Source organism: Kutzneria buriramensis (genome assembly GCF_003387475.1).
In the GTDB taxonomy this organism is placed as follows: domain Bacteria; phylum Actinomycetota; class Actinomycetes; order Mycobacteriales; family Pseudonocardiaceae; genus Kutzneria; species Kutzneria buriramensis.
Map to the genome: position 1 here is coordinate 101,111 of NZ_QUNO01000003.1, position 11,866 is coordinate 112,976.

At 70.9% G+C, this 11,866-nt stretch carries 9 protein-coding genes; 5 read left to right on the forward strand and 4 right to left on the reverse strand.

Going from position 1 to position 11,866, the window contains the following annotated elements; all coding sequences use genetic code 11:
• Positions 1-3: 3 nt before the first annotated feature.
• The gene (locus BCF44_RS08910; protein ID WP_116173718.1) at positions 4-927 is read right to left on the reverse strand and encodes a DMT family transporter; all 924 of its coding nucleotides are present in this window, start codon (positions 925-927) and stop codon (positions 4-6) included.
• On the opposite strand from BCF44_RS08910, the gene BCF44_RS08915 reads away from it, so the two are divergent.
• The 3 genes from BCF44_RS08915 (at position 926) to BCF44_RS08925 (ending at position 7,054) form a co-directional block, all read left to right on the forward strand.
• On the forward strand, positions 926-2,338 hold the full coding sequence (locus BCF44_RS08915; protein WP_116173719.1) for an aminotransferase-like domain-containing protein: 1,413 nt from the start codon (positions 926-928) through the stop codon (positions 2,336-2,338). The genes BCF44_RS08910 and BCF44_RS08915 overlap by 2 nt on opposite strands.
• A gap of 149 nt (positions 2,339-2,487) precedes the next feature.
• Positions 2,488-2,979: an SET domain-containing protein-lysine N-methyltransferase gene (locus BCF44_RS08920; RefSeq protein WP_116173720.1), complete on the forward strand. Its 492-nt coding sequence runs from the start codon at positions 2,488-2,490 to the stop codon at positions 2,977-2,979.
• Entirely contained in the window at positions 2,963-7,054 is a 4,092-nt protein-coding gene (locus BCF44_RS08925; protein ID WP_116173721.1) for a non-ribosomal peptide synthetase, read from the forward strand. Before BCF44_RS08920 ends, BCF44_RS08925 begins: the two co-directional genes overlap by 17 nt.
• Here the strand turns inward: BCF44_RS08925 and BCF44_RS08930 are convergent.
• Positions 7,043-7,654 (reverse strand): hypothetical protein, encoded by a 612-nt coding sequence (locus BCF44_RS08930; protein ID WP_147328442.1) that lies wholly within the window; start codon positions 7,652-7,654, stop codon positions 7,043-7,045. The genes BCF44_RS08925 and BCF44_RS08930 overlap by 12 nt on opposite strands.
• A 69-nt stretch (positions 7,655-7,723) precedes the next feature.
• Between BCF44_RS08930 and BCF44_RS08935 the strand changes: the two genes are divergently transcribed.
• Positions 7,724-8,917, forward strand: a complete 1,194-nt coding sequence (locus BCF44_RS08935) for an MFS transporter (RefSeq protein ID WP_116173723.1) — start codon at positions 7,724-7,726, stop codon at positions 8,915-8,917.
• Between the two features lie 3 nt (positions 8,918-8,920).
• On the opposite strand, the gene BCF44_RS08940 is transcribed toward BCF44_RS08935, so the two are convergent.
• Together BCF44_RS08940 and BCF44_RS08945 are read right to left on the reverse strand one after the other, a co-directional pair.
• On the reverse strand, positions 8,921-9,418 hold the full coding sequence (locus BCF44_RS08940; RefSeq protein WP_116173724.1) for an NlpC/P60 family protein: 498 nt from the start codon (positions 9,416-9,418) through the stop codon (positions 8,921-8,923).
• Between the two features lie 2 nt (positions 9,419-9,420).
• Positions 9,421-10,080 carry a peptidoglycan recognition protein family protein gene (locus BCF44_RS08945; protein WP_246014904.1) on the reverse strand — a complete coding sequence of 220 codons (660 nt, stop codon included), beginning with the start codon at positions 10,078-10,080 and terminating at the stop codon, positions 9,421-9,423.
• A gap of 248 nt (positions 10,081-10,328) precedes the next feature.
• Here BCF44_RS08945 and BCF44_RS08950 point away from each other — a divergent pair, with 248 nt between their 5' ends.
• Entirely contained in the window at positions 10,329-11,597 is a 1,269-nt protein-coding gene (locus BCF44_RS08950; protein ID WP_116173726.1) for an MFS transporter, read from the forward strand.
• The last annotated feature ends 269 nt before the right edge of the window (positions 11,598-11,866 follow it).

Genomic DNA, 11,866 nt, shown 5'->3' on the forward strand with positions numbered 1-11,866 from the left:
CGGTCACCGGGCGCGTTGGGTCAGCACGACGCAGCCGAGGACCACGACGGCGACCGCCACCGTCACGACGTCCACGTGCTCGTGCAGCAGCACCGCCGACCACACCAGGGTCAGCACGGGCTGCACGGCCTGGACCTGGCCGATCCGGGCGACGCCGCCGCGGGCCAACCCGCCGTACCAGGCGAAGAAGCCGAGGAACTGGGAGATCAAGGCGACGTAACCGAAGCCCAGCCACTCGACGCCGGTGGCCGCGCCCAGGCCGTGCGCGGCGATGACGGCGACCGGCACGGTGACCGGCAACGCGAGGACGAGCGCCCAGCAGATCGTCCGGGCCCCACCGAGGTCACGGGCAAGGGCGCCGCCCTCGGCGTAGCCCAGGGCACAGACCAGCACGGCGGCGAAGAACCACAGGTCGGCGGTGTGGAAGCCGCCGGCCATGCCGCCGGAGACGGCGACGAACGTCAGCACCGCGACGAAGCCGGCTCCGGCGGCGTACCAGAACTGCGGCGAGGGCCGCTCGCCGCCGCGGACGACGGCGAACACCGCGGTGGTGGCCGGGAGCAGGGCGACGACAACCGCGCCGTGGGCGGCGGTGGCCTGGCTCAACGCGATCGAGGTGAACAGCGGAAACCCGATGACCACGCCGATCGCCACGACAACCAGCCGCCGGAGTTGAGAAGCCGTGGGCCGCAAGCCGCCCCCGGCATCACCTGAACCACGAGCGCGCCGGCCGGATAACACGAGGTAGCCGATGGCGAGCACGCCGGCGACGGCGGCGCGGCCGAACGCGACGAACCACGGGTCGAGGCCGGCGACGGAAATCCTGGTCACAGGCAGGGTGAGGCTGAAAGCCAGCACCCCGAGCGCACCGAGCAGCACGCCGGCCGTTACCCGGCCGGAGGCAGTAACGTTATCCTCCACTCTCATGAATGACGATAACGCAGAGGAAGGCGTTATCCGACTGCTTCGTGCCGCGGCCCACATCGCCGGGCCGGGCGGGCGGCTGCCGTCGGTGCGGACGATCATGTCCGAGCTGCGGGTCTCACCGGTGACGGTGCAGCACGCGATGCGCCGGCTGACCGCGGAGGGGGTCATCGAGGTCCGCGCCAGCAAGGGCGCGTTCGCCGCGGCGACGCAGCCGTGTCCGCAGGTGCCGGACCTGGAGTGGCAGTCGGTGGCGCTGGGCGCGAAGCCGCCGGGCGACGAGGCGCTGCCGGACCTGCTGGCGATGCCGGGCCCGGAGGCGGTGCCGCTGTCCAGCGGCTACCTGGATCCGGAGCTGCAACCGGTGGCGGCCCTCGGCGCGGCGCTCGGCCGCGCGTCCCGGCGGCCGGAGGCATGGGCGCGAGGACCGGTGGAGGGCCGGGAGGAACTGCGCGCCTGGTTCGCCCGCCAGGCCGGTGGGTCGTTCCGGGCCGGCGACATGGTGGTGTGCCCGGGCGGCCAGGCCGCGTTGTCGACGGCGTTCCGCGCGCTGACCGCGCCCGGCGACCCGGTCCTGGTCGAGGCGCCGACCTACCTCGGGGCGATCGCGACGGCCCGCAGCGCGGGGCTGAGTGTCGTGGCGGTGCCGATGGATGCCGACGGGGTCCGCCCCGAACTGCTCGACGCGGCCTTCGCCCGCACCGGGGCGAAGGTGTTCTACAGCCAACCGCTGTACGCCAACCCGCACGGCGCGGTGCTGTCCCGCGAGCGCCGTCCAGAAGTGCTAGCGGTGCTAGCCAAGCACCAAGCGTTCCTCATCGAGGACGATTTCGCCCGCGACCTGGTCATCGACGGCACGCCTCCGCCGCCGCTGGCCGCCGACGACGTCCACGGCCACGTCATCTATCTGCGGTCCCTGACGAAGACCGCCGCGCCGGGCATGCGCGTCGCCGCCATCGGTGCCCGGGGCGCGGCCGGCGCCAGGCTGCGCACGGCACGGGTCCTGGACGACTTCTTCGTCGCCGGTCCGCTCCAGCTAGCAGCGCTAGAGTTCCTGTCATCGCCAGCCTGGCAACGCCACCTCAAGGCGCTGCGGCCGGCGCTCAAGGCCCGCCGCGACGCGCTGCTCGCCGCGCTGGCCGCCGAGATCCCCCGGCTCCGCCCGGTCACCGTGCCGACCGGCGGCATGCACGTCTGGGTCCGGCTCCCCGACGACGTCGACGATCTCGTCCTGACGAAGGCAGCCGCCGCGCACGGCGTCGTGGTCTCCCCCGGTCGCCCTTGGTACGCGGCCGACCCGCCGGCCGGACATCTTCGGCTGACATTTGCCGGCGCGCCGCCGGAGGTGTTGACCGACGGCGTCCGCCGTCTGGCCGCCGCCGTCGCCTCCGTCGGCCCCACGCCGTACGGCTAAAACATTCGAAGTTGTCGACGCGACGGCGGTGACTCATTGCACTCGTCCCGCAACGTCCGACATATCCGATTGTGACCCCGGGTCACCGGTGAACCGCCAGGCCGGGCCGCCACGTACTCATCACCGGAATCGAGCAGGGAGGTCCGGCGATGACAGCCACGAACGCCAGGGACGGATTTGCGGTCGTCCGCGCGGGCGGCGAATTCAGACTCGTCGCACAACGCGAATTCTCGACCGGAAGCCGCCTTTTCGCGGTGGACGGCCATCTCACCGAGACGCCGACGCGGTACTCGGTTCAGGTGGGCGCGGAAATTCACCTGGATCTGCCCGGCGGGCATGCGCCCGAGGAAATGATGGACCGCTTCTTCTGGCGGTTCACCAACCACAGCTGCGCGCCGAACGCCCAGCTGCGGGGCCGTGAGTTCTTCGCACTGCGACCGATCGAGCCGTGGCAGGAAATCACGTTCCACTACGACACCACCGAATACGAGATGGCCGAGCCGTTCGACTGCCGGTGCGGCGAGGAAAGCTGCTTCGGGCGGATCCAGGGATTCAAGTTCCGGACCGCGGCGGAACGCGAGTTGCTGCGCCCGATGCTCGCCGACCACCTGCTGGCCATGGTCAATGTCGTCCACCGCTGAGCGACCGCGCGTCGGCCGGCCCACCGCCCTGCACGACTTCTTCGTGCAGGCCGCGGTGCGCTGGCCGGACGCGGTCGCGGTGGACGTGCCGCCGGCGGCGAGCCGGCCGCAGCGCGACACCCTGACCTACGCCGAGCTCAAGCACGAGTCGGAGCTGCTGGCCGGCGTGGTGCACCTGGCCGTCGGCCGCGGCGCGGTCGCCGCGATCATGCTGGGCCGCACCACGCCGCGCCTGTACGTGGCGCAGCTCGCGGTGTTGCGCTCGGCCGCCGCATACGTGTGCGTCGACCCGGCGTTCCCGGACGACCAGGTCACGCACATCCTCAGCGACTCGCACGCGCGGGCGCTGCTGACCGACGCCGCCGGCGCGGAGCGGGCGGCGCAGATCGGCTACCCCGGCCCGGTCATCCGGGTCGACCTGCCGCTGACCACGCCCGCGCTGCCGCTGCCCGAGCCGCCCGGCCCGGACGACGTCGCGTACATCATCTATACCTCGGGCAGCACCGGTAAGCCCAAGGGCGTGATGATCCCGCACCGGGGCGCGGCCAACCTGGTCGGCGGCGACCTCAACGAGTTCGACCTCGGCCCGGGAGACCGTGTCGCGCAGGGGTCTTCGCCCGCCTACGACTCCTCCGTCGAGGAGATCTGGATGGCGCTGGCGACCGGCGCGACCGTGGTGTCGATGGACGACGAGACCGCGCGGCTCGGCCCGGACCTGGTGCCGTGGCTGCGCAACGAGCGCATCACCGTGCTCTGCCCGCCGCCGACCCTGTTGCGCGCCACCGGATGCGCCGATCCCCGCACGGAGCTGCTGCACCTGCGCCTGTTGTACGTCGGCGGCGAGGCGCTGCCCGAGGACGTCGCCGAGCGCTGGTCGCGCGGCCGCCGGATGGTCAACGGCTACGGCCCGACCGAGTGCACGGTCACGTGCATGCGCCAGGACATCGTGCCCGGCGAGCAGGTCGCGATCGGCAAGCCGGTGCCGGGCATGACCGCCTGGGCGCTCAACGAGAGCCTGGAACCCGTCCCGCCGGGCGAAAAGGGCGAATTGTGCATGGGCGGGGCCGGGCTGGCGCTGGGGTACCTGAACCAGCCCGAGCTGACCAAGGCGAAGTTCGTCGACCACCCGACGCTGGGCCGGATCTACCGCACCGGCGACCTGGTGCACGCCGAGCCGGACGGAACCTTCTTCTATCACGGCCGAATCGACTCGCAGGTGAAGCTGCGGGGCTACCGCATCGAGCTCGAGGCGATCGAGGCCGTCCTGGCGCGCTGCCCCGGCATCCGCGAGGCGGCGTGCCGGGTGCAGGGCGAGGGCGCGACGGAAATGCTTGCCGCGCACGTGGTTCCGACCGACCCGCGCGAGCTGCCGCACGTCGACCAGCTCAAGGACGAGCTGCGCAAGGCGCTGCCGGCGTACATGATGCCGGGCGCCTTCGGCACCATCGACGAACTCCCGCGCACCGCCGGCGGAAAGCTGCGCCGCAGCGAGCTTCCCGTGCTCACGGTGGCCCGCGCCCGCAAGCACAACGCCGGGCCGGCCCCGACCAACCCGCTGGCCCTGTTCATCGCGCAGTCCGTGCAGGAAGTGCTGAAGCTGCCCGATCTGCCGGGCGCCGCCGACGACTTCTTCACGGATCTCGGCGGCAGCTCGCTCAACGGCGCCATGCTGATCACCAAGCTGCGCACGAATCCCGCCACCGCGTCGATCACCGTCCGGGACCTCTACGAGATCCGCACGGTCGGCCGGCTCGTCGAGCGGGCCGTGCCGGACATCGAATCCGGCGGCAAGCAGCGGGAACGGCACACCGTCGAGGTGCTGGGCGCGACCGTGTTCCAGGCGCTGTGGCTGGCGTTCGAGCTGTTCGTCGGCTCGATCGTCGCGTACGTCGTCGCGTTCTGGGTGATCCCGTGGCTGTCCGAGCGGCTCGGCCTGACCGGGTTGATCTTCCTCGCCCCGGTGGTCCTCAGCGTGGTCCGGCTGGCCAGCACGCCGCTGCTCATCGAGATCGCGGTGCGCGCCAAGCGTTTGCTCATCGGGAAGTACACCGCCGTGCGCACGCCGGTCTGGAGTCCCTTCCACGTCAGGATCTGGATCGTCCGGCAGTTCATGCGGTTCATCCCCTGGGAGACGATCGCCGGCACCGAGTACACCTCCGTCGTGCTGCGCAAGCTGGGCGCACGGATCGGCGAGCGTGTGCACATCCATCGCGGTGTCAACCTCCAGCAGGGCGGCTGGGACCTGCTCGACATCGGCGACGACGTGACGGTCAGCCAGGACGCCTCCCTCGGCCTGGTGCACCTGGAACAGGGCCAGGTCGTGATCGGCCCGGTGACCATCGACAACGGCGCGACGATCGACATCCGGGCCGGCGTCGGCCCGCACGCGCGCGTGGGCCGCAATGCCTGGCTGTCCGCGCTGTCCTATCTGTCCACGGGGAGCACGGTTCCCGACGGCGAGCGGTGGGACGGCGCGCCGGCCAAGCCCGCCGGCCTGGCGCAGGATCCGCCGGCGCCGACCGTCGACGGCCGGGTGCTCTCGCCCAGGGCGCACGGCCTGGCGATGATCCTCAGCCGCAACCTGATGAGCCTGGTGTTCTCGCTGCCGTTCACGGTGATCGCGGCGTTCGTCATCATGAAACTCGGCCTGACCTACGACACCCTCCTCGCGGACCTGGCCAACCCGTTCGACCACCTCGCGCTGCTCTCGATGATCGGCGTGTGCGCGTGCCTCGCGCTGGTGTACGAGGTCGCCCTCGAAGCGATCGCGTCACGTGCGCTCGGGCCGGTGCTGCCGGGCGTGATCGACCGGTACAGCCTCGGCTACATCCGGGTCTGGCTCAAGACCGGCATCGTCGACTCGGCCGGGAAGTGGCTGTCCGGCGGCATCTTCTGGCCGGTCTGGCTGCGCGCCGCCGGCATGAAGCTCGGACCGGACTGCGAGATCAGCACGATCATCGACGTGGTGCCGGAGCTGATCAGCATGGACGGCGACACCTTCTTCGCCGACGGCATCTACATCGGCGGGCCGCGGGTGCAGCGCGGCACCGTGACACTGGCCGAGGTCTCGTTGGGCACCAACACGTTCCTCGGCAACCACGCGGTGATCGCCGCCGGCCAGCGGCTGCCGGCGGACATCCTGATCGGCATCTCCACGGTGGCCGACGACCGCCTGGTGCGGCCGGGCACCTCCTGGTTCGGACACCCGCCCTTCGAGCTGCCGCAGCGCGAGATCGTCAGCGTGGACCGGTCGCTCACCCATGATCCGTCGCTGATCCGCGTGATCAACCGGAACTTCTGGGAGTGGCTCCGGTTCACGCTGCCGATCGTGCCGCTGATCGCGGTGTCGCTGTGGACGTTCGGCGTCGAGCGGGCCGCGACCGTCCTCGACCCGGCCGCCTTCCTGCTGCTGGGCGTGCCGGTCGTCACCTTCCTGACCGGCGCCTTCCTCTGCCTGGTCATCCTGGCGATGAAGTGGGGTCTGCTCGGCCGGGTCAAGGAGGGCATCCACCCGCTGTGGTCCTGCTGGGCCAGCCGCTGGGACTTCCTCTACGTGGCCTGGGGTTTCATCGCCAGCAAGCCGCTGTCGGCGCTCGAGGGCACGCTGCTGCTGCCGATCTACCTGCGCTGGATCGGAATGAAGATCGGGCGGCGGGTGGCGCTGGGCGAGGGCTTCGCCCAGATCGTCGACCCGGACATGCTGGAGTTCGGCGACGGGGCCACCATCAACGCGATGTTCCAGGCGCACACCTTCGAGGACCGGGTGCTCAAGATCGGTCACGTCAAGGTGGGCGCGCACTCCACGCTCGGCGACGCCACGGTGCCGCTGTACGGCGCGGTGGTCGGCGAGCACACCACGGTCGCGCCGCATGCCGTGATCATGAAGCACGAGCACCTGCTGCCGGGCCTGCGCTACGAGGGCGCGCCGACCCGGCGTCGCGGCGACGACGACGTGGAGCCCGTGGACATCGGCCGCCACAAGCTCACCGGTCCACTGTGGACCGTACAGCCGGTGGTGGTCGGCGTGGCCCGGCACCGGATCCCCCGGGCCAAGTCGAACAAGTCAGAGGGGTGAGGGCTTGTCGCCCGACAGCAGCAGCTCCGGCACCTGGGTGAACGCCCAGCCGGAGCCGCTGCGGGTGAAGACGAACACCATGTCGAAGCGGTCGTCGGGCCAGCTCGACGGCGGCTTCGGCGTGATCGTGCCCAGATGCGAGACGATGCCCGCGATCGCGGTGTGCTCCCAGCAGATCAGCGTGGCGCCGGACCGCTTCGCCACGGCGGCGGCCAGCGCCGCCTCATCCCCCTCGGCGTAAGCGGTGTTGAGCGATAAGCCCAATTTGCCGGCCAACGGCGTGACCGTCTGCGACATCCTCAGGTGCTTGCCGTCGCTGTGATCCACCGCGTAGATCGCGTCCGGCACGCGCACTTTGCCGCCACCGCTGAAGAAATCGGCCAGGCCGCCGGCGCGCTGCCAGCCCTGGACGGTCAGCGACGAGCTGTCCTTGACGCCGTCCGCGGTGATGCCGTACGGCTTGCCGGAATCCGGCGGCTTCTCCCCGTGACGAATGATCATCACGACATCGGGCTGGGCCGCGCCGACCGTGGCGGGCACGGCCGCCACGGCGCCGCCCACGGCGAGCAGTCGGAGCAGGGATCGACGAGTTGTCTCCACGAAGATCCACAGTATTGCCGTTTCCGGTAATGACAAGACTGCTGTCCGTGAACGAACTAAAGTCGCCTTGTGTCACAAAAGCGAACTCTGGGCGTTCTGATCGCCGCGCAGATCGCCGGCAGCATCGGGATCGGCGCCTCGGTGTCGGTCGGCGCGGTGCTCGCGGCCGACCTCTCCGGCTCCGCCGGGTGGTCCGGCAGTGCCTCGACGATGAGCACGCTCGGCGCGGCGTTGTGGGCGTTGCCGCTGGCCAGGGTCGCCGCCGCGCGCGGCCGCCGGCTCGCGCTCAGCCTCGGCTGGTCGGTGTCGCTGCTCGGCGCGGTGCTGGTGATCGCGGCCGCCGTCGCCCGCTCGTTTCCGTTGACACTGCCGGCAATGCTGTTAATGGGCGCCGGCAACGCGGCAAATCTTCAGTCCCGTTTCGCCGCCACTGACCTCGCCGACGAGCGCCACCGCGGCCGTTCCCTGGCACTCGTCGTGTGGTCGTCCACGATCGGCGCGGTCGCCGGGCCGAACCTCACCAAGCCCGGCGCCTCCGTCGCCGAGGTCCTCGGCATTCCGCCGCTGGCCGGCCCGTTCGTGTTCTCCGCGGTCGCCGCGGCGATCGCCACCGTCGTGCTGTTCGTCGCCCTGCGCCCCGATCCGTTGGCCCGCAACGGTTCCAGGGGCCGCAACCTGCGCGTCGGCTGGGAGGTGCTGAAGACCTCGGCGCAGGCCCGGTTCGGCGTGGCCACGGTCGCCCTCTCGCACACCGTCATGGTGTCACTGATGGCCATGACTCCCGTGCACATGCAGGAACACGGGGCCGCGCTGACCATCGTCGGCCTCACCATCAGCCTGCACATCGCCGGCATGTTCGCGCTGTCGCCGCTGATGGGCTGGATCGCCGACCGCTGGGGCCGCGTCCGCACCGCCCTGGCCGGGCAGGCCGTGCTGGTGGTCGCCGTGGTGCTCGCCGCCACCTCCGGCGACTCCATGACCCGGGTGACCGTCGGCCTGATCGTGCTCGGCGCCGGCTGGTCGATGTCCACCGTCGCCGGCTCCACGCTGGTCGCCGACTCCGTCGAACTGGCCCGCCGGCCCGCCGTGCAGGGCGTCTCCGATCTGCTGATGAGCCTCGTCGGCGCGATCGGAGCCGCCCTGTCCGGCGTCGTGCTGTCCCTGCTCACCTACAGCGGCCTCAGCCTGGCCGCCGGCCTGCTGGTGCTGCCGGTCCTGCTGTTCGGCCTGGCCGTGCGCGACCGCGTGCCCAGCCGGGTGTGACCGTCAGAACCAGGGGTTGGACCAGCCCAGGTAGTGCCCGCCCCACCTGCTCTCGATGGTGGCGATGGTGGTCTCGCTGAGCTTGCCGGCGGCGACGATGTCGTTGGACACGAACTTGCCGCCGCCGATGGAGATCATCACGTGGCCGTCGTTGCTGTTGGGGATGCTGAAGAAGGCCAGGCCGCCGGCCGGCACGGTGGTGCCGGAGTGCTTGTACCGCGACGGCATGGAGCTCCAGTGCAGGGCGGCGCTGCCGTGGCCGCTGGCGGAGCGGCCGTAGGCCAGCGCGACGACGTGGTCGCAGCGGTGGTCGTAGTCCGAGCTGGTCGCCCCGACGTGGTTCTTGGCCCAGGTGACGGCCTGCGCGCAGGTGTGCGGGTTGCTCGTGGCCGGGCTCGCGCAGGTGGCGGCGGCCGGCGCGGCGGGGGCCGCGAAGGCCGCCGGCGCGGCGAGCAGGCCGAGCGCGACGGCGCCGGCGACCAGTAATGCCTTGGCAGTCATGCCTATCCTCCCAGTTTGGCGGCCACGTCCTTGCGGAGCTGCGGCAGCTTCTTGTAGAGCACGTCGCCGGGGCAGTCGGTGGCGATGTAGTCGCGGTGCCCCTGGATGTCGTTGGGCGAGATCCCGTACTGGTGGCAGACGTACGCGCACAGCGTCACCAGCGAGCTGTACAGCTTCGCCGGCGGCTCCACGGTCATGTAGTTGCCCTCGTTCTCGATGCCGATGGCGATGTCGTTCTGCCCCGGGCAGTGCGCGGCCCGCACGATCTCGGTGCCGCCCTTGAGCGTGGACAGGCTGTTGTGCCGGCCCTCCAGCACGTAGCCGCCGCGCGTGTTGGTGAAGTGCTGGCCGGTGTCGCTCCAGTGGTTGACGTCCATGTGGTCGTTCTGGATCGACCGCGCCAACGCGTACGCGTGCGCCTGCGAGTAGTCGGTGCTGTTGGGCGTGTCCGTGTGGTGGATCAGGATCCGCACGGGCTTGTGCGGCAGCACGGTCAGCGGGTCGCTCGGCTGGCGCGCGCCCCAGGTCGCGCAGCTGGCGATGGCCGGCACGGTGACCGCGGCGGCCGCGCTACCCGCGCCGAGCGCCACGCCGCCCAGCGCGAGCCCGGTGAGAGCGGCGGATCTCAGCAGCGTGCGGCGGTCGATGATGAAGTCGCTCAAGAGGTGCCCCCGTAGAGTGATCGCAAACGTGAGCTCAGAATTCAGCGCGAATCCGGGCGTGGTCAACGAACGGGCCCGAAAGGTCCCGGGCGGTGCAGCTTCCTGCAAGGGCCGATTCGGCAGACGCCAAGCGCGAATACGAATTGATTCATCGGGCATACACCCGGCCGCGCCGTGACCAATACTCACCGTCGGCGACGCTGTGACGGCACACTGTATGCGGACACCCCCGTCGGAGGGAGCGGACGATGACCGAGCAGCTCACCCGCCACCGGCTCCCGGTCCGCGTGCTGCTGGCCGCCAGCGTGGGCAACGCCATCGAGTGGTACGACTGGACGATCTACGCGACGTTCAGCATCTACTTCGCGAAGGTGTTCTTCCCGGCCGGCAACGACGTGCTGGCGCAGATCAACACCGCCGCGACGTACGCGCTGGCGTTCTTCTTCCGGCCGCTGGGCGGCTACCTGCTCGGCCGGTGGGCGGACGTCCGGGGCCGCAAGCCGGCGATGATCGGCACGATCCTGCTGATGGCCGGCGGCTCGCTGCTGATCGCGGTGCTGCCGGGCTTCCAGCAGGCGGGCTGGCTGGCGCCGGCGCTGTTGCTGCTGGCCCGCATCGCGCAGGGCCTGTCGCTGGGCGGCGAGGTGTCCAACGCCTCGGCGTACCTCGGCGAGATCGCGCCGCCGGACCGCCGCGGCCGCTACTCGGCGTTCTTCTACATCTCAACGGGTTCCTCGGTGCTGTTGGCGTCGATCCTCGGCTTCACGCTGGCGCACACCATGACCACGGCCGCCCTGACGTCCTACGGCTGGCGGATCCCGTTCGTCGTGGGCGGCGTGCTGGGGCTGGTCGGACTGGTGCTGCGCAGCACGCTGCACGAGACGGAGCCGTTCACACAGAACAAAACCCGCGTCTCCCAGCCGCTGCGCACGACGCTGCGCGAGCACCCGAAGGCGGTGGGCTGGCTGGTCGGCACGACGGCGGTGTCGACGCTGGTCTACTACACGTACTTCAGTGCGCTCACGCCGTTCGCGGTGACGAGCCGGCACGCGGCGGCGCAGGACGTCTTCCTTGCGCTGTCGATCGGCACGGCGCTGTTCGTCGCACTCCAGTACCCGTTGGGCGCACTGGCTGATCGGTTCGGCCGAAGGCCGCAGATGCTCGTCTTCACGGCGGCGACCGCGCTGCTGAGCGTGCCGCTGTCGACGCTGATCGGCCCCGGACTGGCCGGCCTCACGGTGGTGTTCTGCGTCGGACTGGGCCTGTACACGGCGCAGACGTCGATCGCGCCGGCGCTGATGAGCGAGCTGTTCCCGACCGAGGTCCGCGCGCTGGGCATCGGCGCCTGGTACAACCTCACGGTCGCGCTGCTCGGCGGCACGGCACCGCTGGTGATCAACGCGCTGGCCGCGGCCGGGCAGTCCACGCTGTTCTTCTGGTACCTCACGGCGGTCGCGGTGATCGCGTTCCTGGTGGTCGTCACGCTGCCGGAGACGAAGGGCAAGACCCTCACGTAGTTTTCACCCTGGCGTCGGGGGTTCCTGTGCGCCGGGTAGCCGTCCGTGAGTCGAGAGTGGTGCCGCACAACGGCATCAGCCAGCGCAGATGGCCGGCCGTGGGCCGTTCGGGGCATTGCCGGGAAAATCACCCGGTCAGCCGCCGAGCCCCCGGCCGGACCAATGGTTGCCGCCGAATCGGCTACGGTGCGCAGCGCGCGGCGGCGATCATCGCGGCAACCGGAGCGGCGCTGTGCCGGTCGGGTCGGAGATCGCCGTCGGTTCAAGAG